Below are 25,359 nucleotides of genomic sequence, written 5' to 3' on the forward strand. Positions count from 1 at the left end.
ATTGAAGATATAAAATTTTAAAATCAGAAACAATGGACCTCTCCAGTCTTACGACTTCAAAATGGAAAATGATTTTGGTTTTCCTATCCCTCGCTGCAATTTCTCTATATATCATAATGAAAATAATGGCTTTTCCTCGAGCAGAAATCCCTTTATTGATTATTATATTCATCGGTGGGATACCCTTATTGTTACAAATTATATTCAAATTGATTCGAGGAAATTTAGGGGCCGACTCCTTGGCAGCAATTGCACTCGTCGCAGGTACTTTTCTGCATGAATATTTAGCGGTGGCGTTGATTATCCTGATGTTGGCTGGCGGACAAACATTAGAACAATATGCGATGCGTAAAGCTTCTTCGGTATTGATGGCTCTTGCACAGCGTATGCCTACTAAAGCTCATCGAAAAGTTAAAGACCAAATTGAAGACATCACATTAGCTGATATTCGGGTTGATGATAATATCGTGGTATATCCTTATGAAATTTGCCCGGTTGATGGTATCGTTCTCGAGGGTCATGGGGTTATGGATGAATCTTATTTGACTGGTGAACCTTATATGATGTCCAAAGCTCCGGGAACCGCTGTAATTTCCGGTGCAATTAATGGGGATTCCCCCCTAACCATTAAAGCGACGAGATTATCTTCTGATTCACGATATGCAGCGATTGTCGAAGTTCTTAAAGAAGCAGAACAAAAAAAACCTTCTTTACGACGATTAGGAGATCAAATTGGAGCAATTTTTGCTCCTTTAGCCTTGATTTTTGCATGTGCTGCTTGGTACTTCTCGGGAGAAGCAATGCGTTTTCTTGCTGTGGTCGTCATTGCTACACCCTGTCCCTTACTCATTGCAATTCCTATTACCTTAATTAGCGCCATTTCAATGGCTGCAAAACAAAGTATTATTATTCGTGATCCCACCGTTCTTGAACAATTGCCTACATGTCAGACTGCAATTTTTGATAAAACCGGCACTCTAACCTATGGGAAACCTACGTTGTCAGAAATTTATCTTGCCAAAAATACCCACCTTACTGCCGATATCATTTTACAATCCATAGCAAGTCTTGAACGCTATTCAAAACATCCCCTTGCTCCCGCCATTCTTAAAGCAGCTCAAGAACGCAATCTACAATTTCTAGAAGCCTCTCATGTTTCCGAAAAACCGGGGCAAGGATTGTCCGGCATCATAGCGAACCATAATATATATGTTACTAGTCGCAATAAATTTCTGCTTAAACAGCCTCAATCTGCAAATGAACTTCCACCAGAATTTCCAGGATTAGAATGCCTTGTTCTCTACGATGAGCAATTCGCAGCTTCATTAATTTTTCATGATGCTCCTCGTAAAGAAGGCAAATCCTTTATCAGTCACTTAACCCCGTCACATCAATTTAAAAAAATAATGGTCGTTTCTGGTGATCGGGAATCCGAAGTACGATATTTAGCGGCCCAGTTAAATCTAAAAGAAATTCGTGCCTCACAAAGTCCTGAGCAAAAACTCGCCATTGTTCGAGAGGAACGAAAAAAAGCACCTACAGTATTTATGGGCGATGGCATTAATGACGCACCTGCCCTTACAGCGGCAACCGTAGGTATTGCCTTCGGACAATCCAGCAATATTACCTCTGAAGCAGCAGGTGCCGTAATTATGGAAAATACATTGAAAAAAGTTGATGAATTAATTCATCTGAGTTTGAATGTCCGTAAGATTGCCTTACAAAGTGCTGTTGGGGGTATGCTCCTTAGTATCATTGGGATGAGCTTCGCCGCTCTTGGCTATATTACTCCAGTGGCTGGTGCAATTCTTCAAGAAATAATTGATGTGTTTGCTATTGCAAATGCGCTAAGACTTGCATGGGGAGGAACAATTAAAATTGATTTACCACCTGTGCCTGTTTAACACAAACGATCTATTCCATTTAGACACAGTCTAAGCTTCCTGGAACAGCTTTAACAAAAGAGATTGGAATTTTTCCTAAGTGCCGAAGAAGTTTGCACTATAATGTATATAGTGGGTATGATATTGGAGGTAGGGGAATATGGACTCAGCTAAAGATAGCGATCCTTATGAAGCCAGGATTAAAATTGAGGATACAATTATTTCCTCAACAACTGGAGAAAATATTGAATCTTTAACGATACTTCTGACTGAAAAATGTGATTTAGAGCATTCAGGGGCAGAAGGAGAAATCATTGAGATTGCTACAGGAAAAATTATATATAGATGTCATAAACAAACCATAATAGATAAATAATCTTTTTGAAAATGCATTCAAGCGTCATCTGAACTCTTCTTCCGACTAAAATTTTTCTTTTCTTTTATAGATAACCCGTCAATGCTTTAAGGTATAATTTCATTAGACTATAATTAGACTAAAATTTCGGGTAGCAAGGAGCCGCCATGAAAATCTATCTCGTGCAGCATGGGGAAAGTCTAAAAAAAGAAATTGATCCTCAACAGTCCCTGAGTAAAAAAGGAACTGCTGATATTGAGAACTTAGGTCATTTTATTGCTCGACAAAAAATAGAAATCGCCCATTTATTTCATAGTGGTAAACATAGGGCAGAACAAACTGCGGCAATATTAGCTTCAAATCTTTCCAAAACAATTGAATTGCACCATGGACTATCACCACTTGATGATGTAAACCCTATAGCCAACGAAATAAATCAACAAACTCATGACCTCATGCTGGTCGGGCATATGCCTTTTATGGGCAAATTAATTGGTAAACTAGTACTTCTAGATGGAGAACGGTCTATTATTGCCTTAGTACCAGGAACAATCGTCTGTCTTGAAAAAACCAATGAAGGCAAGTGGCTCATCAATTGGGTTAGACGGCCTGACTCAGAGGGTATAAACACGATATAACTGCAAAAAATTATAAAGAATTAAAGATAAACAAGAGGAATGATTGCAAGCAAGCAAAGCTAATGTATTATTAAATATATAATACTGGTAAGAGTCTCAGATATGTACAAAAAAATTATAGTACCCGTTGATGATTCTAATTCATCCACTCTCGCATTAAAAGAAGCCATTAAACTTGCGAAGAATCAAAATTCCAAGCTATGTGTGGTTCATATCATTGATACTCTGTATGAAGGGGATGTTGATCGGGACTCCTTTGTTGAGTTAACAAAAAAACAAGGACAGGAAGTTTTAAACTCAATGAAAAAAATTCTTAGTCGTTCGAAAATTGAGTTTGAAATGAAACTCACCCAATTAACTCCTTCTAAATCACAAATTGCGGAAAAACTTGTTGAGGAAGCAACTGCGTTCTCTGCTGATTTAATTGTAATAGGCACTCATGGTCGTAGTAGAATTCATCATTTGCTAACCGGAAGTGTTGCAGAGGATGTCATGCGAATTTCCAAAATCCCCGTCTTACTCATTAAACAGTAGCTTTTGATAAGCACCGCAACCTATTGAACCACATTCTTTTTTACCAACTCCTTTTGCCATTGCCTCTACTCCTCGAAAAAAGGTCTATATTAATAAAATCTTAATAATTTTATGCTAAATTGTTAGTCTATTAATTGTACACGTTGGTATAATTATGCCGAGAATATACTCAAAGCAACGTATAAACTTCGACTCTTTGACTTCTAGCGACCTCCCGCGATATGAATATCATCGTACTTTACGCAGTGCAATTGGTTTATCTGCTACGAGTTATTCACAGCAAATAAGAGAAGCGATAGTCTACCAATGGGATAATATCGCTCCAGAGGTTGCTCTGGCCATTCTTCAAGATGCTCAAAATCAAAAAATTGATATTCAAAATGAAATAATTCAGAGCATAGGAGAAGATGTATTTCATCAACAGTGTTTACAAAATGCTATTGAGAAATTACAGAATAATCCACGTTATTCCCTTTTTGTACAAAAATTTGCACTACATATAACCCGTAATAAATCGAAAGAACTAAGTCTAGAGCATTTAAAATTGGCAGGAATTATCACTGTTGAGCAATTCGATGAATTATTTACTGAATTCTTATATGTACAAAACAAATTAGACACAAGCTTTCCTGATTTCAACAAAATAACGGAAGAAGATGATTATTATCAGCTCATAACGTACATGGCAAATGAACCATTATATGAATCTTTTCTTCAGTCATTTACCCAATATCTTGCCGCAGAGTACAATAATGGCAGGATAAAAAACCATCACGTTGAAGTACCCAAAGAAATCGAAAGTAAATCCCTAGCAAATTTTTTCCAAGCAATAAGCTATGATCTAAGTTTACAGCCACCGAAAAAACCATTACAAACCAATATATTGTATGTCACCTTACTTTCAAATGAGTTGAGCTATACGGTCGTTGATCTCGCCGGGAATGAACTGACTGCATCAATCCCTTTCAGTGAGTGTCCTTTTACTTTGGACGAACAAACCACTGAGGAAGAACTAAAAAGTCATTTACCGGAGCTGTTGAAAATCACATCTCAAAGGGGTCATACCGGGGCTATTGCACTGAATACTGGATCATTAAAAGAGAAGGGTATCGCTTTTTTAGAAAGTGATGTCGGTACAAGCTTATTTTTATCTCATTTACCCGCGGCCGATTTGGTTAAGGATGAGCGATATAAATTTAATCTTTATCAATGGTTAAATCAAGGAAATTTAGATCGCTTAAAAGATCTCTTGGTCTCAGGAGCATGTCAACGTTATAACCACGCCATGGATAGCTGGATTAAACAATTGACAAAACATGAAGAAATAAATGAGGAATTTAAAAAAGAAATTGAGGATGTTGGTGCTTTAATGAAAGAAATGACAGCACTAATCGCTACCCTTGATGAGAATCCAAATGCAAAAGACCAGGAACTAGATAAAAAAATAGAGCTTTTACAAGTGCATTTAAAAAAGCTTAAAAGTCTTTATAACAGCACGCCGCTTTTAAAACCTGGAGATGATTTCCCTTCGACGGCAGGTAATTTTGAACAGTTCATCAAAAAGATCATACTCAACTCTTCTGGAGAAAAGCTAACTCAATACATTGCCGACAGTAGTGATGGAGAAAAAGTTTGGAAATTGCATTTGATGGAGTTAGTCAGTGGATTAGTTAATGATAGAGATTTTGTTTCAGTCCGCGATATAAAAAATAAAAATGATCGTTCTTTTCTAACCGATAAATCAGGTTTTATTATTCCTGCCCATATTGTTTTTAGAGAGCAGCTTAAAATGCGACTTACAACGTCTCTCAAAAATGATGTTCATCATTATTATACAGTGCGAAGTTATCAAAATGATAAATTAATTATGACTCAAGCCCCTGTGGTGTTTAGAGGAGGTTATTTCTCTGACTCTGTAGAGGAAACGGTCCTTTTTGCAAAAAAAATGACCCGTACTGGTGAATATACCGCTGACAGTCATTTATTATCTGGCCAAGAAAATAATATTAAGAAACATGAAATACGTTCTGGAACAGCTTCAACATTAGCAACTACAGGCGTGGACGGAACACGCTCAGTTACGGATAAATTTGATGTCGCAATTAAATTTGGTGGTATGAACGAGGTAAAGATTCTCTATATTGTTCGTGGTAAGGAATCATTTCATTCACAACCTTTTGCAGAAATTGTAGGAAAGACAAAGTTGGGTGAAATAGCTTACACCCATGTCAATCCTGAAGACTATGTCATGACCATTCTTTATAATCGTAATAACGAAATACTTGATGTTATTCCCGGGAACTTAGATGAAGAAGTTCAAAGAGTTAGTGAGTTTACTCGAGAAATAATTAGCTCCGGCATTAAATTTTATAACAAAAAGCATGATGGATCTTTGTCTAAAACCACAGTGAAATTACCCACTCCGCTTAAACAGGAACATACCACACCACATTCATCCGAGGAAAAGCCATTACTTGATATTTTGCATTCTCATCAATTGAAATCCGGTTCAGCCGCTCAATTAAACCCTTCAACAAAACTCCCCACCATTAGAATCACACGACACGTTCGTTCAGGTCATAAAATGCTTTCCTTAGAATCATTAAGACCTGAAGTGGAATCCCCTAAATTATCTGGTGAAAAGCTACAACTTCCTGAGGGTTCATTTAAGTTGGTTCCTGGGCGATTAAGTGAGGTAAGGGAAGCTGCTTTAGCTCACTTCAATATGAGGCATATTTTAACACTGAAGGATTTTAATCGATGGAGCCCTCGGGAAAGAGTGTTGCAGGAAACGTACAATCGTATATTACAACCCCATTTTATGGAAGGTGACATTCAGGAACAATTAAGTCATGCTAATATCGCCCATGAAGAGTGGTTGACTGATGTGCTAGTCCCCAGAATGCAAACCGCTTTGATGCTTCATCTTGCTGCGCGATTAATCACCGATTATCGAGTGGATACCGAGGAAGTAAACTCATTCGCACAAAAATTATTTCATGACATCATGGATGCTGACCTAAGCTATTCGCTCCTAATCGATTGGTCAAGTATTCCTGATTCACTTAATGAGAAAGAAGTACATCAAAATTGTATTAATAAAGCTCAAAAAAGAATACAACAATTACACCCTACTTTAAGTACGGACAGTATCGAATACGAATCCAAATTCGCATCTTTTTTAATAATGGAAAAAAATAAGGTCCAAAAAAAACTGGTCAATAAAACAATGTCCATGTTTTTGGATAAGAACTTAGACCCTTTTGCACAAAAGTATAAACTGGAAAAAAAATCCGTTTATTCATTGAGTGATAATCGTGATTTTGTTTTTCTAGGCCCAGCAGCGAGCGGTAAAAGTACCATCTCCAATTTGTATATTACTAAAGAAAACCGAAAAGATTATGTGTCCTTGGCTACAGATGATTATCGAGGTATATTTCTGCCATTTACAGAAGATTTTGAAAAACAGGAAACAGAACAGGCCTTTATTCGCACCCAAGACAGCGCCTACTTAATTAGTGAGCTTGTAGAAGAACGTATATTAGCTCAAAAAGACAAACGACCCAATGTAATTATTGATGGCGTGACCTATAAATCCTCACAAAAGGCTTTAGTAGAAAAAAATAATAATTCTGTTGTAGTTTGTGCTTGTTTAGATGATGTTTCCCAAGTTGTTAAACGCTCTTATGATCGGGCAAAACAAGAAGAAAGCGGTTCAGCAGATAAAGGAAGATATGTTAACACAACCAGCTTACTCCATATGCACAAAACCGCAAGTCTCAATTTAGTAATGTGTTGCACCCCCAATTCTACTATTGCTTTTTATAATACTAATGTACCCCGTGGCGTAACTCCTCCTTTGATTGCTACTGTAGATACACATGGAGAAAAGACACTCACAATTCATCATGATCAAGGTTCTTTGATGTATTTAGCTTCTTTTTTCAATAAAGCACGAGTTAACGTTAGAGCTAAAAACGATCAACATCTTTTTTTAGATAGATTAAAACAACCTGAATTTCAGATAGATTCATTATTTGCTGTCATGGATCATGGCTTTAAAATTGTCCTACAAGGTGAAAATAAATTGCCTTGTTTAGTGGTCAAAAAAGAACCCATGGGTCAGATCAGGATGGAAATTCTCGACCCCGAACAACTCAAACATAAAATTGAAGAAAATAAAACCGAGAAAACCTTGTTGCAAATGCTTATATTGTATGGGCAACTTGGAACTTTGAAAACAGTTCAAAAAGAGTGTTTGATTCATGAAAACATTGATTTGATGGTCGAACATATCATCTCTGAATCCGAAACCAAACAGATAAAAACCTATTCAACGGAATTCATTTAAGAAACAATTTGCAACTATAATGTATAGAGTGCAAAGTTAATGCGATATAATTCGGTCTTTTTAGATCAGGAGGAACCATGAACACTCGTTTGCTGAAAAAAATCACACGAGAGAGAAATAAAGTAGAACAATTTATCGATTATACGCGGGAACTCTTTGCAAAAACTCCGGATATCTCCGAGAGAATAAATCGTCTTGAGGTATTTGATACCTTATTACTCTTAGCAACCTATGCAAAAGCTGAAGAGCTTGAAAATGAATTTAAATGTGTATTGCCCAATAATGAAAATGTAAATTCCATCGTGTACTTGAAAGAACATCTTCGAGAAATCAATGGCTTTTGTCAAAGTACCCATAGCGATGAGCATGAAGTGTATAAAGATTTGTTCACTGACCTTGCTTCAGAAAAAAAACAAGGTGTTCGTGACCTGTTGAGTAAAACAATTACCGAACTTATTTTGGAGAAAACACATACTCCATCCGCGCGATTAACAATATAAATCTTTCCTTTATACCATTTTGTCCGGAATAATAAGCAATCAATTTTATCTACTTTAATACTAGATTTCTTTCGAAGTTTCCTTCGTTTAAGTACTTGTTTCAACTTGTAAAAAAAAGTTTATTACGTGGAAGCAAACAGTAGCGCCCTAATGAAAAATGGGATAAGATGGGCGCCTGTTGTCCCTCAGGAGAATCATTCTGAGCACTTTTTTTAACGCTACACGAACGGCAGCTGCCGCAATTTATGCGGAATTGAAATTTTATCCTTATTATAATTTAGGTTTTCATCTCGATGCCTTTACAAGCTTTTTCTGTCATGTATTACGCGCTCTATATGACTTCACCGCATTCTTAATCCGTGTGTTAATTACCCCTTTTTTTCTTTTAAATCCCTTTTTTTGGTTCAGTTTACCAGAGCATGTTTTAAATCTAGTTGATGATATAGTCGGTACTGCACTTAGCTTAGTCAGTATTGCCATTCATCCGGTTATTTTTATAATCCGTACCTTGGGTTCCATGTTTCTAGGTTATCATGAAGGAACAGATTATGATTGGGGTGCAGAACCAGAAGAAGAAGCTTTGAACATGGCTATGGCAATCTGGTAACTTTATACTATGCTAAATTATCGTTTAGCAACCTCAACAAAAGTCCCTGTCTTCAAAAAACTCATAATTAATTGTCTTGTTTTTGTGTTATTCATAATAAAAGTATGATTGGAGTTCACGATAACCGGTTCATAGCCTTCTAAACGAGCACACTCAGGGGGAACTTTCGCATCATATCGCCCTGCTATTATTCCTATTTTAATGTTTGGCACAGGCACATGATGAACATATGACGATCGATCTGAACTTAATTCAGATAATGGCTTTATTGGAGAAGTGAGCATGGGAAACATCGTTATAGACAGTTTTGCCAATTTTGATCCTTGATTGGGTGGTGCCAACATAATGAGACTACCTATATTTTTTAATTGCTTTTTGGATAAGGTAGATAATGCTTCTCGGGTAATAATCCCACCAAGACTATGAGTAACAAAATTGATTCGAACACCTGGATTTTTTTCTAATAAGTTTTTAATAAATCGACTTAAATAGCTGCCATGTTCTTGAATGCTGTATTTTGGAGAGGGATAACTATAGGAATAAACTTCATAGCCTTGTCGAGTTAGATAATTTTTTAATGGCCACATACTAAGCGAGGTACGCATTAAACCATGGATTAATACCACAATTTCCCGATTGTGTTTGATTTGAATAGAACGAGCTAATGCTCGAGGGGGTTGCTGATGATTAGGTAAAACCGCATATGCTTGAACGATACTCGTCATTCCAATAATAATCATCAGAATCAGTGGAACAAATTGTCGGTTTTTAGAAATGGTTCTTGTCATTATTTCTCTTTATTTATTCTATCCCTCACATTCTAATTTAACTTCAGGAGCAGGTTCAAAAAAATTTCTGGTTTAAAAGCATTTTATTCATTAAGCGTATGAAGTTTCCTCTATAATTGCTCTTAAAATTAACTTTTCATTGTTTTTTTCTCTAAATTGATAGATTTTTCATCTATGTTATGGTAGATGTTATTTACATTCGTACAGGTATCTTTTAAAAATAAATCATTCTAACAGCCTGTTCAATTTAATAGCTCATCAATAAGTCTCAATTCTATTCAAATTAGGAGTTTTTATGTTGAAAAAAATAATGATGACCAGTCTTTCTCTCATCAACTTATTTGTTTTTCTTCCTGCTTATGCAGATGGAGATATGAGTTGTAAGGTGCAAGTTGCCGTTGCAACACCACCAATACCATTTGATCAAAATGTTGCATTTAATGTAACTTCTAATGAACTTGGATTAAATAAATCGCTTACCCTGATGGGGGGAAAAGGACCTCAATTTATAGACAACATACCTTGTACTCCGGCTCCTTTGACAATTAGTGCAACCGTATACTCGACGCCCTATTATGCCTTGCAAACCTCACCCATTGGTCAATGTGTTTTAAAAGCAGGATATGTTGTTTTAAACGGCCCAGAAAACAGTGCTTCTGTGGTTTTTCCCTACGATTTTTATTGCACAAATTAATCAGTGCCTTTTGCCTATATTGTTTGAATATAGGCAAAAGCAGTGTGATGCACACCTTTTTGGCTAGCTATCATCCCTCTTACAACGCATTCCCCAACTGGCGCCCACACAACTGAATAAAGCACCCAGTAAAAATAACGCGAAAGCAATGTATGCTCCTGAAGCAAGATTTGTCGGAGTTACATTAACCTCTACTATAGCCTCTTTTTGACCATTCTTTGTGGAAGAAGAAATTTTGGTAGTACCTACAGGGGTGGAGATTTGATTCACTGTAATTGGAACTGCCACTACAGTACGAGAAATAGAATTCGTGTAAGTCACTACATATTGACTCAAAAGTCCTATCAAAGCGGCACCCAAGATTAAAGCCATAACCCAAGTAATAAAACCATAAATAATTCCCAAATTATGTTCGGGACAATATAAACGACCTAAATAACCTGCGGCATAACCTGATATCAACGTAGAAATTATCACCCCAATAATGATTCCCAACAAACCGCCGATAACCACTATAACTGAGCCATTACTCATCGTTTTAAAAGCACTTAACCCGATAGCAACTCCTAAAAGATTCAATAAAAAACTAAGGCCTAGGGCGGTTAAGGCCCCTACAAAAACGGCCGTCCAAGAAATCCTTTTATTTGGATGTATAGCCCAGTGTTCTTGATTGGATGTAACTTTATGTGTCATTTGAAACTCCTTTTCTCGTATCGAATATAGCTTCAGGAATATATATGAAGTTGTTTTGGGACTGTTGCTTTCAATTTATATTGAAATTGTACCATATAGGAATTGTTACTATTCAAAAATTAACCTATATATTTTTATTTTTCAAGAGCATAGGTTGAATTCATGTACTCTTATTTTCCTGCTATTTGCTCTATATTTCTAGAAATATTTTTGGCAATTGTACTTAAAGGTAAATCATTATCATCTTTTCCAAAAGGATCTTCCAATTCCTCGGATAATATTTCCAAACCTAATAAAATATATACGATCATCACCATCATCGGAATAATCAAAAATCCGAATGTGTCTACCCAACCAAAAGGGAACATGATGGCATAAAAAAGCATTGCTTGTTTCACAAAAAAAGCAAATGCATAAGGTACATGAGTATTGGCAATTCGTTCGCAACCTCCAGTCATGTCGATTAAATTAGCTATATGAGTATCTAAAGTTAGGTATTGCTCAAACTGCAGTTTATTTTCTTGACGCAATTGATTCAGGATACGATACATTTTTTGCGTTACTAAAAGAACTGGATTTTTTTCTTCAAATTCATGAATACATAAGGAAAGTAGCTCTGTTTGAATCTCTTTACTTTCTTTGCGTAAATGAGCCTTGATAATTAGAGGTAATTTTTTTAACAATTCATAAAAATCAGGATATTCATGTAATCCAATAAAAGCTTCGAACTTTAAACCTAAGTTTCTACAATTATTATTAATTGATCCCCATAAAATACGACCCTCCCACCAACGTGCATAACTCGTATTTACCCTAAAACTAATAATTATCGTTAAGATAAAACTAAAAATGAGATGAAATTGGCCAACGCTATAACGCGTGGCATTTTCAAAAAAACAAGCGATTATTACCGCGTATACGATAATAATTATGGTTATTGGTAATAATTTCTGAAACACTTTTTCTTTATAAAACAAGAAAAGATGAGGTACCCACGTTAAAAGATTATGTGATCTCGGTTTCATCAATGCCCACTCAATGTAAAAAATACAGTGTAACTTGAGTAGGATTCTGAAGCAAAAAGTCTTTCTCTGGTGACTTAAATCATAAAAAGAGTTTATTATGCGCACTCAACTCAAATAAAAGGATGTTCTAACTATGCTTACCTATATTACCGCGCTTTTAAATAGGGGTCTTGAAGGATTTGATGAAACTTTTAAAGACACCCCTGCTCATCAAATTGTTTTCGCTACCGCTGCTCTTTATTTTCTTTGGCAACAATATCCTGCCCTTGCCCAGGCATATCGCTCACGAAATAACACCACATATAAGCAACGAGTGATCGATGTAGCCTATAGTCTGGGTAAAAACTTACCGCAGGTAAAAGCCTATTTGGACAAAGAGCTCAATAAAGATCTCCAGTCAACTAAAGATAAATTAAAAGATTTACGCTCCTCCATGGCATTGCAAGATAAGATTCCTGAAGAACGCACCGATCCAAATTTGATTTTAAAAGAATTTGGTATCAATCCTCAAAAATGTCTTTTTAATTTTTCTGACGTAAAGGATAAGGATGAGGCTCGAAATTTTACTGTTCAGCAAGGAGATGGCCAGGATTCAGGAGCGCTGTATGCTGTTCATCCTCAAGAACTCACAGAATTGCTGAAAGAAGTATATGCTAAAACTGCTTTAACTAATCCTTTGCATGACAAATGGCCACGCATTATAGCCATGCAGGCAGAAATTATTCGATGGTGCCAAAATTTATTTGGTGGTTCTAAAGACGGTTATGGTTTAATCACACATGGAGGCTCTACCAGTATTATTGAAGCCATGGCCGCATATGTAATTCATGCACGAGCCAAAGGAATTAAATGTCCCGAAATTGTAATTCCTGAAACAGCACACGCAGCTTTTAAAAAAGCAGCGGATCTGACGGGAGCTCGACTCATTACAGTTCCAGTTGATCCTAAAACAGGTGCGGTAACTGCAAATGAAATGAGAAAATATATTTCGAGCAATACCGCTGTAATCGTTGGCTCTGCACCATCATTCATGAATGGCATCCATGATCCGATTAGTGATTTAGGTCAATTAGCACAAGAAAAAGGCGTTCCATTTCACGTAGATGCCTGTTTAGGAGGTTTTTTAACTGCTTTTCTGAATACATCCAAAAATCCTATGGACTTTCGCGTTAAAGGAGTTACCTCGATTTCCGCCGATTTACATAAATATGGATGTTGTCCTAAAGGAACTTCAGTTTGCTTATTTAGTGAGGACTCTCCTGCTTTATCAGTATATGCGGCTTTAAACTGGTCAGGCGGACTTTATACTACTCCAGGTATTTTGGATGGCTCAACCAGTGGCGCACGGGTTGCAGAAATATATACCACCCTTTCATATTATGGACGTAAGAAATATCAGGAAATTTCCGAAAGCATTGTAGCAATGCGTCAACGGCTGCAAGATAGAGTGGACCAAGTATATAAACCAAATGAAACGGGTAAACGAGATGTTGCTATTTTTGGAAATCCCCAATGGTCTATACTCGGATTTCGAAGCGATACGTTAAACCCACATTTAATTGCTGATCAATTAGAAAAAAGAGGTTGGAAATTAAATTTATTACAAAAACCTGATGGATTTCATTTGTGTTTAACCCACGTTCATACATTAATTGAACACTTTGAAGATAAGTTCATGAGTGACCTCCAGGAGGCGGTAAACGACGTAAAAGAATACCCGGCAGATAAAAAGCCCACGGGTAATGTTAAAGTTTATGGCACTATAGGAGTATTACCCACTGCAGTACAAGAAATGGTATGCCGGCAATATCAGAAAGCTCGTCTTTATTATGAAGCAACTTGTAGTAAATTGGGAATATTTGCAACAAACAGCAAGCAGGAAAAAGAACCCGAAGAGCAAGAAATTAAAAATGAAATCAGTTGCTAAGGTATGTTTCATTCGGCTTGAACTGCATGAGTAGTTAAATTTTTCCCTCCCCTAAATGGGAGGGAGGGCTAGTCGAAAATTTAATTACGTTACACCCATTGTCTGATTTGATTTTCCACTTCTAAGGCTAAAGCATGATGCGCCATATCGGTCGGGTGGACGGAATCTGCAAAGAGGTAATTATTTGAGGTTTGTTGACATAAAATAGCCAAAGGAGCAGTACACACGGGAGTGGTCACATTCTGGAATAAAAAAGATATCCCGCTAATGACTGTAGGCTCCCCTGCTTGCGCATTGCTGATTAAGTTATCCAAAGCGGCATAAGTATCAAAATATAAAATTTTTACTTTATGCCGTTTAGCAACAGCACCCAATTTTTGATTTAACAGTGAATTAAACATAAAACTAAGATTTTTTATAGCTCCAGGAAGCGAGGGATCCCCGATTGCTACTGCCAGTTGGTTTATGAACGGAGTAACACCTATATTAGGAAGAGATAAGACCACGACTCTTTTAGCACCTCGAGCACTAAGCACTTCAATCTGCTGCACAATCTGAGTGGTGGTCACGTCGATCAATTGCATGAATGCAATTGGGTTTAGCTGTGCAGAAATTCCATATAGCATATCGTTCGCACCAGACCAAATAAAGAACATTGCATTAGGATCCAATTTCTGGGGTGCTGAAGATAGGTAATTTTGAACTTGGCGCTGAACAGATGGAGCCCAATAAAAGTCTATCCCAGGTTCTGCCACTGTTCGACTTCCTCCGCAAGCAAAATTAAACCCATTGGGTAGGGGTACAATCGGAGGCGCAGGAGGTTTAGAGGGATCAACAAAAATAGGAGTTGTATTATTCGTCATCTTATCATTTGTTGTGGGAAATAGAGTACCGGGAGGCAAAAGAGGTGTACCCATAATGTCATGTGCTACATACTGTGCCCAAGTATAACCATTAAACGTTGTAAACGTAGGTGCTTTGTCAGGTATTCCATTTATGAGTGTAAACGTATTATTAAACCCACTATCTGATAAACTATCACCAAAAAAATAAACTTTAGTAATTTTATTCAGTGGAATAGCTAGAGCATTCTGAGGAAGCATGCAGCATAAAGAAAACATGCTCATCAACACAACTAATTGTGTTTTGGCATGTAATATCATTTTTCTTATTTTTGTTACCATTAAACTATCTCCTTATAATGACTTAGCAGCTGTATCGTAATCCCAGCGATACAATATTCTCTGTACCTTTATAGTCGGCACTTACTTGATTGACTTCTAAGGGGGCTGCCAGGCCGGGAATCCCTTCATTGGTTTGAGTAATGTTCACTGATTGTTTACGAATAAAAATATGTGAGTACGCACCATCAACTGAGAAATGATCGTTTATAAAATAGCTCAATCCAAAATTTAACCAATATTGATCGGACTCAGGAATAAGCGGGGTACGATTTTGTAAATTGAATGGAGTCTGATTATAAGCAAATCCTCCCCGTAAAGTAAGGGAAGAGTTATAACGATAATCAGCGCCAAGAGCACCAAAAAATGTGTTATGCCATTTCATGGGCACAATATAAATTGTTTCATAAGCATCTGGAGTTGAAACAACAAGATCCCCTAAATAATCCCAGAAAGTAACCTGAGCTGTTGCTTTAAGGGTCCACTCATTTATATCGTGGGCAAGACCAATAGTTAATACACCTGGTGTCTTAAAATTATTACTCACGGCGGTTTCACTATTAAATAAAAAAGTAGTTGCAGGCGAAGGTACTATATCTCCGATAATCGTATATTGTTCGCCATGGCCGCTTAGATTTGTGGAAATTTCCGAGCGGTAACTTACCCCAAAACGAGTAAATTGGTCCCACTGATATAAAGCGCCAATTGTATAACCATAACCCCATCCATCACTTTTTAAATGGGTAGGCTGTGTGGATGCGATAAAAAGGTCAATAGAAGGAACCCCTGTGTTTACTCCATCAAAATGCGAAAAAATTGTTTTTAGATATTGAGCTTGAAAACCAACCCCTAAAGATAATTTCTCACTAACTTGATATGCGAGAGATGGATTAATATCAACCGAATTTATCTCACTTTTGACCGTTGCATAACGCAATACAGAAGCTTCGGAATATTTATTATATAAATAGAATGGTTCCACAACCGCTAAACCCAGGGTTAACTTATCAAGAGGTGTGCGCCAACCGATATAACCTTGTGGGATAAAAACTGCGTTGCTGATGTTATGTTGGGAAGCTTTCCCTTGAACAGGTCCGGCAATAGTTGATGGCGGCATACCTGGCACATTGAAAGTATGAGCAGCCTCTCCATTAATCATACTAATTTGGGGTATAAACTCACTTGCGCCGACGTAAATCTGGTTTTGCTGTAAAGTTGACAATATTGCTGGATTGTTAAACAAAGCAGAAACATCATTATTTGCTACGGCGGAACCCGCCATTGCAGAACCTTGCAAGCTTGGACTCGTCTCATTGATTTGCAAACCCGCAGCCGATGCTGAAGCTCCAACAAAAAATTGAGAAATTAAAGCAGCAGTTGCAAATTTCTTATTTAAACGTGAATAACTCACCTTAGACTCCTTTCTTCATTTCATTGCACTACATTCTAAAATCCAGCAGTTACCTTGTCAGATTTGTAAGGAAAGTTCAAATCTATTTTTTTTTCTTACCAAATTTACCTAATTTTTAAATATCCAGTTTAGGGGCATTGCGGACCGTAGAAAAGGAAGTCATAAAGTTTTTGGATTGCCCCTTATATTTAAGCCGGTTAAGATAGAAGAATTTAAAAATCTAAAGGAATAGATCCATGAATGATTTTTTTCAAACTCCGCCTCGCTTAGGCAATCAATATGATGCAGATCGAGTTTTAAAAACTTATCTAGAATGGAAACTTCCTACTTCCATGTTGACGGAAATCCAACCTGAATTGTACCGACTAGGTCAACGAGTCATTGAGGATATTTATAAATTAGGTCAAGAAGCAGAAGCATTTCCACCCAAGCATGTTCCCTATGACCCATGGGGTAAACGCATTGACCATATTGAAGTATCTCAAGCATGGAAAGAACTCGATAAAATCTCTGCAGAAGAACAATTAATTGCCATAGGATATGAACGTCGTCATGGTGCATTATCACGTATCCATCAGTTTGCCAAATTGTATTTATTTCATCCTTCATCAGCAATCTATACTTGCCCCCTCGCGATGACGGATGGGGCTGCTCGAGCATTGGAACTTTATGCAGATGAATCATTGAAAAAGCACGCCCTCCCCCACTTAATCTCTTCTGATCCAGCTTATTTTTGGACTTCTGGACAATGGATGACCGAACGCACCGGGGGTTCTGATGTGAGTGGCACATCTACGATTGCAAGACCAGGTGGTTCTCATTATCGACTCAGTGGTGTTAAATGGTTTACTTCTGCGACCACATCACAGATTGCAATGACTCTTGCGCGTATCGAAGGCGCCCCTGAGGGCAGTAAAGGGTTAAGCCTATTTTATCTTGAACTTCGAAATCAGATGGGTAAATTGAATGGCATACATATAAATCGCTTAAAAGATAAATTAGGTACCCGTGCTTTACCCACTGCAGAATTGACTCTAAAGGATACTCCTGCATTATTAGTGGGACCCGCGGGAGATGGAGTTAAAAAAATTTCATCATTGTTTAATATTACACGCATTTACAATGCTTGTTGCGCTGTGGGTTACATGCGACGAGGCCTCGCACTGGCTCGTGATTATGCCACAAAACGTGTTGCGTTTGGTCATACCTTATCAAAACATGCACTCCATCTGGAAACGTTAGCAGACATGCACGTCGAATTTACTGGCGCCTTCCATTTGGTTTTTCATGCCATTGAACTGTTAGGAAAAGATGAATTAAATGAAGCCACAGAAATGGAACGAGCCGTTCTGAGATTGTTAACTCCCCTGATAAAACTTTATACGGCAAAAAAAGCAATTAGTGTAGTTAGCGAGACTTTAGAGGCTTTTGGAGGAGCTGGTTATATTGAAGATACAGGACTTCCACAATTATTAAGAAACGCACAAGTACTCTCCATATGGGAAGGAACGACTAATATTTTAAGTCTTGATGCATTGCGTGCCATTCATAAAGAGAATGCAGCGATATTTTTTCTTGAGGACATCCAAAACCGATTGAGCCAAATTAAAAATAAAGAACTTATTCAACCTCAGATAAAAACACAGCACGACGTCCAAAAACTGAAAAACCATGTCCAATCCATGTCTCAGATGAGTGATGAAGAACAACAGGCTGGAGCAAGACAACTTTCGTTTGCATTAGCACAAACTTTCGCATCCAGTTTGTTATTAGAACATGCCCAATGGACCCTGAAAAATAATAAGGATTCTCTACCTGTAATTACGGCGATCCGTTGGTGTGAAAAAAGGTTACCTGAATTGAAACAGTTTTCGGAACATTATAGAAAGGACTCACACGTTTTGGCTATGGATTATAACGACCTGCACTAGATTCAATTGAAGTAGCCTTCTTGACCAGGCCCGAGTTTCTGGATAGTCAAATCTTCGCTTATCTGGGTAGCATTTAGTTTGCAACTGAAAGCAATAGCAGATGAGCAATGGTCACAAAGAAAGGATAAAAATCCTTCTATTTAAGCCTTTTTTTGACATTCCTTTCCTTTCAAAGCACGGTTTAAACCGTGCTTTTTTGTTACTAAGAACTCTTGCATTTAACTTTAAAGGTCATTATTGTTGATCTCCGATTAATAACTAATTTAATGAAAATTAAGGGAATTTATGAAAAAAATAGGGCTCTTAGTTAGTTTTTTGTTTGTCTTAAATGATGGATTGGCTAAAACGCCAATTGTTGCTCCTCAACCCACTTCTTGTATTACAGGAAGCTTGAGCTCAACGGGTACAAAAAGCTGGCAAACAATTTCATTGAAATTAACTAACAATTGCAATGAGGCTGTAGATTTTCAAAATTCTACAATAACATTCTCTAATAACAGTAATTTAAATACTTCTTTTTGGGGAAATTTTTCGCCTTTATCATATCCAGTCAATACATTACAAATTACCTCACAGTCCCAAAGTAATGGTACGTATTTATCTTCGCTCTCATTACAATTTCCCACCTATCCAGGAGCCAATAGTAAGCTCCCTAAAGGAAGTTTTTTTACAATAATCTATGGAGCGCCTACTGCAGACTACATAGCCAATAGTGTTCTTGTATATTTAAATTCTCCAGTATCCACAGGAAATATTAATTTAATCAATGCAACTGCAAAACCTGCGAATGTATCGCAAAACTATGCATTAGTGAATTTAACTTTAAATGGACAAAATATAAGTACAGTACAAGTTCCCTGGTCTGGACAACAACTCATTTCGGGTCTAGCTGCCGGAACTTATACTGTATCACCAACTGCGGTTACGGATAGCAATGGAGTCATGTATCAAGGAGTCGCAAATCCTGCAAACTTAACCGTTACAGCGGATACCACGGTTTCCTCTACTCTTAGCTATACAGCAGCACCAACAACAGGAAACATCAATATCACACTACCTGCATTGCCCTCTCAGTTATCAGGTTATACGGGTATACCTACTGTAACTTTAACTCGGATGGATAATCAGAGCGCCATCAATGCGCAAGTACATTGGAGTACCACGAACGTAATTAGTCAGTTAGCCAATGGAGTGAATTATACTTTCTCTACTCCTTCAATAGCCTATAACGGATATAATTGTTCTCCAATATTTACACCGACCTCGGCTACAGCAGCAGTTTCCGCCCCCTCAGTGCAACTCACTTATAACTGTGTTCAGGTTGCCCAAGCCAGTGTTCCCATTACAATTACAGGAGCACCATCGTCGGTTTCCTCTATTAATGTAACCTTTACCCCTAGTGGTAATGGTGCACCAGTTAATGAAGCAATTCCTTTGGTCAATGGCTCAGGAACAAGTAATGTAAACTTAGCTGATGGAGTCGTTTATACAGTAAGTGCAACAGCAGTTAATGGTTATACAATAAGTTATTCTCCACAACCTTTAACCGCATCGTCTTCTGCGACAGAAACGATAACTTATACCCAGAGCACAACTGCTGGCGGCAGAATTATAGGCTACTTACCAGGCTGGGTAACGCCACCCCCTGCTACTGCTTTAGCTAATGCGGGTTATACCCATATTCTGGTTGCTTTTGGAGTTTTTAGCACGACCTCTCCCGGACAAATTACTTCGGCCTTCGATACTGTATCCGCAAGTTACATACAATCCTTGCATGATGCTGGCATTAAAGTATTGCTCTCTCTAGGTGGTGCATCGTCAGGCATCCCTAATACCACAGTGAATTTTCATCAGGTATTAGCCGCAGCCTCTTCACCCGCAGCATTTCAGCAAACCTTCATTAGTTCATTGGAAAATCTTGTAACCCAATATCATTTTGATGGATTTGATATTGATATAGAAAGTGGATTAAATGCAGGTGGAACATTTACCAATCCAACAGGTGATATAGCGGTTTTAGCGAATATTATTAATACAATGCATACCAATCACCCCAATCTGCTTCTTACCTTAGCGCCGCAAACTGCTAATGTTGCCGCCACTTCGGGGTTTGACGCTACATGGGGAAACTATGCATCTTTGGTGATGCAAACTCATCAATCTTTAGAATGGGTTGGTATTCAAATGTATAACGCAGGTTGTACTTTTGGCATTGACTTAATTTGTTATGATCCAAACAATACCAGTACTCCTAATGCTTCGGTTGCTATGGCAACGGATTTATTAGAAAATTGGCCTGCAGTGACTAGTTCAGGGCAACAAACTGGATTCCAACCTTACATCAGTTATCTGACTCCATCTCAAGTGGTCCTTGGTTATCCTGCACCCAATGCATCAGGACAAAGTGATGGTTCACCCGCAGCAGTTATTAGTACAATTAAACGCGCCATACAATGTTTACGCACTGGAGTTGCGAGTTCATCAAGTTGTGGTACCTATATCCCACCACGGACTTATCCAGGATTTGGTGGTGTTTTTGACTGGGAAGTGATTCATGATCAAAATAACAATTATCACTTTGCAACCAGTCTGGTAAACTGCGTCAAGAATAATAATTGTAATTAATTATAGCCTGGACGCAATGCAAAGGCGTTGCCATTAAGATAAGAGGATTCCTGTCATTCCCGCAAGACGGGAATCTCTTCTTAAAGTGGCTCTACTCATCGCTAGAATAGGTTCCCGTCTACGCAGGAATGACAATTCTGCCTCCAAGTTATTCGAGTAAACTATGCAAAATTCTGGATTACTTTTAATCGCGATGGCATTTCTATTAGGTCTTCGCCACGGTTTTGATTTGGATCATCTAGCAACGATTGATTCAGTTACAAGGATTGTCAGTACTCAAAAAACTCTAGCGAAGTGTGTAGGATTTTTATTTTCTCTTGGGCATGGATTTGTTGTTATTTTAATCAGCTTAATTATTGGCAATGGGGTGAAACCTATAATGGTTCCCCAATGGCTAGACGGAGTCGGAAACAGTATATCGATTACTTTTCTATTGATTTTTGGATTTTTAAATCTTTGGAATGTGTTCCGTAGCCCCTCCACTCCTGCTCTACCAACCAGTTTGAAAAATTTTTTATCAAAAAAATTAATTCGAAAGAACTCTAATCCTTTTTTTATCCTTTTACTTGGAGCACTCTTTGCCCTGTCCTTTGATACCGTCAGCCAAGTTGTTTTATTTTCTATTTCTGCCCGCGCCATGAATGGATGGATATTTTCAGGATTACTGGGGGTCATTTTTATGTTAGGGATGATGGTTTCTGACGGATTAAATGGAGTATTTATTTCAACATTGATCCAACGTGCTGACTCAGTATCGCTTTTATTGTCTCGGATGGCAGGCCTTTTAATTGCCTCATTTAGTTTGATTATTGGTATGATTAATTTTATCCAAATGTATAATTAGAAATTTAGGTCATATAATGCATGAATTGTGGCTGTGTAAAAGTATTCTCGAAATAATTAAGCAGCAAGCGAATACAACACAATGTGCTCGAATAAAAAAAATAGTTTTAGAAATGGGGCAACTTATTGCTGTAGAGAAGAATGCCCTAATTTTTGGTTTTAGGGTAATTGCTAAAGGAACCGTAGCTGAGGATGCAGAAGTTTCCATTCTTGATATCCCGGGAGAAGCACTCTGCGAATCATGTGAGAAACAAAGTCCTTTGCAAAATTATTTCGATGCATGTCCGGCTTGTGGAAGTCATGCATTAAAGGTTATTCACGGTGAAGAATTACGGATCAAATCAATGGTGATTGAATAATGTGTGGAATCTGCGGTTGTTCTGAGGAACATAACGAAATGGAACATCATGATGGTCATGGGCATAAACACGCACACACTGCTCACGATGAACATTTAATTCATGTGGAACAAGATATTTTAGCTAAGAACCAACAATTTGCCCGCCATAATAAAGGTTTTTTAGCAACAAAAAATATTTTAGCATTAAATATTATGTCCAGTCCTGGATCAGGAAAAACTACCCTCTTGGCAAAAACGATCTTGGATTTAAAACAAGAATTAGATATTACAGTGGTAGTCGGTGATCAGCAAACCCAATACGATGCGGAGCTCATTCAAGCAAGTGGTGGGAATGCCCTACAAATAAATACCGGAAAAATATGCCATTTAGATGCACATATGGTGGGTCATGCATTAGAAGATCTTACCCTGCAAGAGAATTCGCTCTTATTTATTGAAAATATAGGGAATCTGGTATGCCCTGCATTATTTGATTTAGGTGAACAATTCAAAGTGGTTATTCTCTCCGTAACAGAAGGGGATAATAAACCACTGAAATATCCTGATATGTTTCGTTGTGCTGATCTCATGATCATCACCAAAATGGATCTGCTTCCTTACGTAAATTTTAATCTGGAACTATGCATTAAATATGCGCGTCAAATTAAGCCCGATATTGAAACTCTGACCCTTTCAGCGAGCAATGGTGAGGGTTTAAATGGTTGGTATGAATGGTTAAAACAAAAGCATATGAATAACCGTGTCTAAACAAATCGAACGATTAAGGATAATCATTCAAGGACAAGTTCAGGGTGTTGGTTTTAGACCTTGTGTTTATCGAATCGCTAAACACCTTGATCTCACTGGATGGATCCAAAATAATGCAGACGGTGTGCTAATCGAAGTACAAGGAATTTTGGCCGGTGATTTTATCGCTCATTTACAAGAGAACCTCCCCCCGCTTGCCAAAGTAAATGATATTCAACAGAAAGCCATTCTCTTACAGACCAACGAAACACTTTTTAAAATTATTGAAAGCCAAAAAGGTAGAGTAAATACCATTATTACCCCTGATGTTTCGATCTGCTCGGAATGCTTACATGAACTCTTTGATCCTCAAAACCGCTATTTTCGTTATCCTTTTTTAAATTGTACGCATTGTGGTCCTCGATTTACTATTACTCGCAATCTCCCTTATGATCGCAATCAAACCTCCATGGATTTGTTCCCTTTATGTTTGGATTGCCAAGCAGATTATAACAATCCTGAAGACAGACGTTATCATGCTCAACCGACAGCCTGTATCCATTGCGGCCCTCAACTTTCACATTCGGTGGAAGAAATAGCCAAGAGTATTTTACAGGGTGAGATCATCGCTTTAAAAAGTTTAGGAGGTTACCAATTCGTGTGTGATGCACGTAATGAAGGGGCGGTAATCAAGCTACGCTCAAGAAAAAATCGCGACGCAAAGCCCTTTGCGATTATGGTTTTGAACAGTATCAGCGCCAAACGTTTTGTCAAAATCAATAAAGAAGAACAAGATTTATTAGAATGCATTACTCGCCCAATTGTGTTACTCAAAAAAAATGAAGAATTGCAGGAGTTCAATCCCAAAATTGCTCCTGATTTAGACAGTTTGGGAGTCATGCTTCCATACACTCCATTACATTATTTACTCTTTAATGCGCTCATCGGAAATAAAAACGGCTATGCCTGGCTGAATGAATTTCACGACACCGCATTAGTGGTTACTAGCGCAAACCTAGGCGGTGAACCAATTATTTTCGACGACCAGATTGCCCGCCATGAACTCAAAGATGTCGCAGATAAAATTAGTTCCTATGACCGCCATATTGTAACTCGAGCAGATGATTCTGTACTGCGGATAATTAATCGTAGTCCTGTAGCCATCCGTCGCTCTCGCGGTTTGGCACCTACCCCAATCCAATTACCCTATGAAATCCCACCAACCTTGGCCGTAGGCGGACATTTAAAAAACACCTTCTGCATTACTCGAGGGAATGAAGCCTTTGTTTCTCAACATATTGGGAGTTTGAATAACAGGGCCACCATTGAATTCTTCCATGAATCATTAAACCATTGGTTACGTTTTCTTGATGTAAACCCAGAACGAGTTGCTCATGATTTACATCCTGATTTTTACACGACACACTTTGCCAAGCAATTTGGAGTTCCTGCATATGCAATACAACATCATCATGCTCATTTAGCCTCTGTAATCGCAGAACACGGCATTACCCAATCAGTCTTAGGCTTAGCCCTTGATGGATATGGCTATGGTAGCCACGGAGAGGCCTGGGGTGGCGAACTCTTTTTATGGGATAATACAACGTTTACTCGGGTTGGATCTTTTGTACCTCTGTTGCAACCGGGTGGAGAAAGTGCAGCGCGCGAGCCTTGGAGAATGGCCGCAAGCGTATTACACCATCTAGGACACGCCGATAAAATTACGGAGCGATTCTTTAAGTTTCCAGAAGCACACTTGATTCATCAGATGTTGGATAAAAAAATAAATTGCCCGGCCACAAGCAGTTGTGGCCGTTTGTTTGATGCAGCAAGTGCATTATTAGGGATTCAATTAATCTCGCAGTACGAAGGACATGCAGCGATGCGCTTAGAAAGTCTTGTAACCCAGGTACAAATCCTACCCCATGGATGGCAAATAAAAGAAAATTTCTTTGATATGATGCCTACTCTGGAATCGCTAGCGGATTGCCCTGATCCGATAACTGGGGCCAATCTTTTTCATGGAACACTTATTGCGGGTCTTGCAGAATGGTTAAACAAAGTTTGTCGAGAAAGAAAAATTGATATGGTAGTATTAAGCGGAGGTTGTTTTTTAAATCAAATATTAACCGAAGGATTAACTACAGCTCTAAATGAATTCGGCATTACCTCTTTTTTAGCGCGTGCTCTTCCACCCAATGATGGGGGAATTTCTCTCGGACAAGCCTGGATTGCCGGCAAATAATCTTAATAGAGCAAGGGCGCAGCGCTAAAGCCCATATCCAA

At 38.0% G+C, this 25,359-nt stretch carries 20 protein-coding genes; 15 read left to right on the plus strand and 5 right to left on the minus strand.

Translation table 11 applies throughout. From position 1 onward, the window contains the following. The first annotated feature begins 32 nt into the window (after positions 1-32). The 7 genes from ACWTE2_RS03935 to ACWTE2_RS03965 all read left to right on the plus strand — a co-directional run bounded on the left by ACWTE2_RS03935 (position 33) and on the right by ACWTE2_RS03965 (position 8,868). Entirely contained in the window at positions 33-1,904 is a 1,872-nt protein-coding gene (locus tag ACWTE2_RS03935; protein WP_454784236.1) for a heavy metal translocating P-type ATPase, read from the plus strand. 139 nt (positions 1,905-2,043) lie between these two features. Next, complete coding sequence (locus tag ACWTE2_RS03940) at positions 2,044-2,259, plus strand: hypothetical protein (protein ID WP_454784237.1); 216 nt, start codon at positions 2,044-2,046, stop codon at positions 2,257-2,259. Positions 2,260-2,405: 146 nt separating this feature from the next. Further along, positions 2,406-2,876, plus strand: coding sequence for a phosphohistidine phosphatase SixA (gene sixA, locus ACWTE2_RS03945; RefSeq protein ID WP_454784238.1), 471 nt, complete (start codon positions 2,406-2,408; stop codon positions 2,874-2,876). Positions 2,877-2,978: 102 nt separating this feature from the next. Further along, positions 2,979-3,410 (plus strand): universal stress protein, encoded by a 432-nt coding sequence (locus ACWTE2_RS03950; protein WP_454784239.1) that lies wholly within the window; start codon positions 2,979-2,981, stop codon positions 3,408-3,410. A 154-nt stretch (positions 3,411-3,564) separates the two neighbouring features. Next, the gene (locus ACWTE2_RS03955; RefSeq protein ID WP_454784240.1) at positions 3,565-7,761 is read left to right on the plus strand and encodes a zeta toxin family protein; all 4,197 of its coding nucleotides are present in this window, start codon (positions 3,565-3,567) and stop codon (positions 7,759-7,761) included. A 77-nt stretch (positions 7,762-7,838) separates the two neighbouring features. Next, entirely contained in the window at positions 7,839-8,261 is a 423-nt protein-coding gene (locus tag ACWTE2_RS03960; RefSeq protein ID WP_454784241.1) for a hypothetical protein, read from the plus strand. A gap of 178 nt (positions 8,262-8,439) precedes the next feature. Then, positions 8,440-8,868, plus strand: a complete 429-nt coding sequence (locus ACWTE2_RS03965; RefSeq protein WP_454784242.1) for a hypothetical protein — start codon at positions 8,440-8,442, stop codon at positions 8,866-8,868. 17 nt (positions 8,869-8,885) lie between these two features. Here the strand turns inward: ACWTE2_RS03965 and ACWTE2_RS03970 are convergent, their stop codons facing one another. Beyond that, positions 8,886-9,656, minus strand: coding sequence for an esterase/lipase family protein (locus ACWTE2_RS03970; protein WP_454784243.1), 771 nt, complete (start codon positions 9,654-9,656; stop codon positions 8,886-8,888). 295 nt (positions 9,657-9,951) lie between these two features. On the opposite strand from ACWTE2_RS03970, the gene ACWTE2_RS03975 reads away from it, so the two are divergent. Next, the gene (locus tag ACWTE2_RS03975) at positions 9,952-10,350 is read left to right on the plus strand and encodes a hypothetical protein (protein WP_182391201.1); all 399 of its coding nucleotides are present in this window, start codon (positions 9,952-9,954) and stop codon (positions 10,348-10,350) included. A 63-nt stretch (positions 10,351-10,413) separates the two neighbouring features. Here ACWTE2_RS03975 and ACWTE2_RS03980 read toward each other — a convergent pair whose 3' ends face one another. Further along, complete coding sequence (locus ACWTE2_RS03980) at positions 10,414-11,043, minus strand: hypothetical protein (RefSeq protein ID WP_454784244.1); 630 nt, start codon at positions 11,041-11,043, stop codon at positions 10,414-10,416. Positions 11,044-11,213: 170 nt separating this feature from the next. Then, the gene (locus ACWTE2_RS03985) at positions 11,214-12,068 is read right to left on the minus strand and encodes a bestrophin family protein (RefSeq protein ID WP_454784245.1); all 855 of its coding nucleotides are present in this window, start codon (positions 12,066-12,068) and stop codon (positions 11,214-11,216) included. A gap of 133 nt (positions 12,069-12,201) precedes the next feature. Between ACWTE2_RS03985 and ACWTE2_RS03990 the strand changes: the two genes are divergently transcribed. Further along, entirely contained in the window at positions 12,202-13,995 is a 1,794-nt protein-coding gene (locus tag ACWTE2_RS03990) for a pyridoxal phosphate-dependent decarboxylase family protein (RefSeq protein WP_454784246.1), read from the plus strand. A gap of 89 nt (positions 13,996-14,084) precedes the next feature. Here ACWTE2_RS03990 and ACWTE2_RS03995 read toward each other — a convergent pair whose 3' ends face one another. Both ACWTE2_RS03995 and ACWTE2_RS04000 read right to left on the minus strand, forming a co-directional pair. Further along, positions 14,085-15,179: an SGNH/GDSL hydrolase family protein gene (locus tag ACWTE2_RS03995; protein ID WP_454784247.1), complete on the minus strand. Its 1,095-nt coding sequence runs from the start codon at positions 15,177-15,179 to the stop codon at positions 14,085-14,087. Positions 15,180-15,201: 22 nt separating this feature from the next. Further along, entirely contained in the window at positions 15,202-16,587 is a 1,386-nt protein-coding gene (locus ACWTE2_RS04000) for an OmpP1/FadL family transporter (RefSeq protein WP_454784248.1), read from the minus strand. 236 nt (positions 16,588-16,823) lie between these two features. Here ACWTE2_RS04000 and ACWTE2_RS04005 point away from each other — a divergent pair, with 236 nt between their 5' ends. The 6 genes from ACWTE2_RS04005 to hypF all read left to right on the plus strand — a co-directional run bounded on the left by ACWTE2_RS04005 (position 16,824) and on the right by hypF (position 25,318). Then, positions 16,824-18,518: an acyl-CoA dehydrogenase family protein gene (locus ACWTE2_RS04005; RefSeq protein WP_454784249.1), complete on the plus strand. Its 1,695-nt coding sequence runs from the start codon at positions 16,824-16,826 to the stop codon at positions 18,516-18,518. A 285-nt stretch (positions 18,519-18,803) separates the two neighbouring features. Beyond that, the gene (locus ACWTE2_RS04010) at positions 18,804-21,143 is read left to right on the plus strand and encodes a glycosyl hydrolase family 18 protein (RefSeq protein ID WP_454784250.1); all 2,340 of its coding nucleotides are present in this window, start codon (positions 18,804-18,806) and stop codon (positions 21,141-21,143) included. Between the two features lie 163 nt (positions 21,144-21,306). Next, positions 21,307-21,987 carry a HoxN/HupN/NixA family nickel/cobalt transporter gene (locus tag ACWTE2_RS04015; protein ID WP_454784251.1) on the plus strand — a complete coding sequence of 227 codons (681 nt, stop codon included), beginning with the start codon at positions 21,307-21,309 and terminating at the stop codon, positions 21,985-21,987. Positions 21,988-22,003: 16 nt separating this feature from the next. Further along, positions 22,004-22,345: a hydrogenase maturation nickel metallochaperone HypA gene (hypA, locus tag ACWTE2_RS04020; RefSeq protein WP_454784252.1), complete on the plus strand. Its 342-nt coding sequence runs from the start codon at positions 22,004-22,006 to the stop codon at positions 22,343-22,345. Beyond that, a complete protein-coding gene (gene hypB, locus ACWTE2_RS04025; RefSeq protein ID WP_454784253.1) occupies positions 22,345-23,094 on the plus strand; it encodes a hydrogenase nickel incorporation protein HypB in 750 nt (249 codons plus the stop codon). Before hypA ends, hypB begins: the two co-directional genes overlap by 1 nt. Beyond that, positions 23,087-25,318: a carbamoyltransferase HypF gene (gene hypF / locus ACWTE2_RS04030; protein ID WP_454784254.1), complete on the plus strand. Its 2,232-nt coding sequence runs from the start codon at positions 23,087-23,089 to the stop codon at positions 25,316-25,318. The genes hypB and hypF overlap by 8 nt, the downstream gene beginning before the upstream one ends. Positions 25,319-25,359 lie beyond the last annotated feature (41 nt).

This window comes from Legionella nigrisilvae (assembly GCF_977063395.2).

Coding starts and splice junctions, on each gene's coding strand:
- ACWTE2_RS03955 (WP_454784240.1), top strand. CDS start 3,565: ATGCCGAGAATATACTCAAAGCAACGTATAAACTTCGACTCTTTGACT.
- ACWTE2_RS03940 (WP_454784237.1), top strand. CDS start 2,044: ATGGACTCAGCTAAAGATAGCGATCCTTATGAAGCCAGGATTAAAATT.
- sixA (WP_454784238.1), top strand. CDS start 2,406: ATGAAAATCTATCTCGTGCAGCATGGGGAAAGTCTAAAAAAAGAAATT.
- hypB (WP_454784253.1), top strand. CDS start 22,345: ATGTGTGGAATCTGCGGTTGTTCTGAGGAACATAACGAAATGGAACAT.
- ACWTE2_RS03935 (WP_454784236.1), top strand. CDS start 33: ATGGACCTCTCCAGTCTTACGACTTCAAAATGGAAAATGATTTTGGTT.
- ACWTE2_RS03960 (WP_454784241.1), top strand. CDS start 7,839: ATGAACACTCGTTTGCTGAAAAAAATCACACGAGAGAGAAATAAAGTA.
- ACWTE2_RS03975 (WP_182391201.1), top strand. CDS start 9,952: ATGTTGAAAAAAATAATGATGACCAGTCTTTCTCTCATCAACTTATTT.
- ACWTE2_RS04005 (WP_454784249.1), top strand. CDS start 16,824: ATGAATGATTTTTTTCAAACTCCGCCTCGCTTAGGCAATCAATATGAT.
- ACWTE2_RS03980 (WP_454784244.1), bottom strand. CDS start 11,043: ATGACACATAAAGTTACATCCAATCAAGAACACTGGGCTATACATCCA.
- ACWTE2_RS04010 (WP_454784250.1), top strand. CDS start 18,804: ATGAAAAAAATAGGGCTCTTAGTTAGTTTTTTGTTTGTCTTAAATGAT.
- ACWTE2_RS03990 (WP_454784246.1), top strand. CDS start 12,202: ATGCTTACCTATATTACCGCGCTTTTAAATAGGGGTCTTGAAGGATTT.
- hypA (WP_454784252.1), top strand. CDS start 22,004: ATGCATGAATTGTGGCTGTGTAAAAGTATTCTCGAAATAATTAAGCAG.
- ACWTE2_RS03950 (WP_454784239.1), top strand. CDS start 2,979: ATGTACAAAAAAATTATAGTACCCGTTGATGATTCTAATTCATCCACT.
- ACWTE2_RS03985 (WP_454784245.1), bottom strand. CDS start 12,068: ATGAAACCGAGATCACATAATCTTTTAACGTGGGTACCTCATCTTTTC.
- ACWTE2_RS04015 (WP_454784251.1), top strand. CDS start 21,307: ATGCAAAATTCTGGATTACTTTTAATCGCGATGGCATTTCTATTAGGT.
- ACWTE2_RS03970 (WP_454784243.1), bottom strand. CDS start 9,656: ATGACAAGAACCATTTCTAAAAACCGACAATTTGTTCCACTGATTCTG.
- ACWTE2_RS03995 (WP_454784247.1), bottom strand. CDS start 15,179: ATGGTAACAAAAATAAGAAAAATGATATTACATGCCAAAACACAATTA.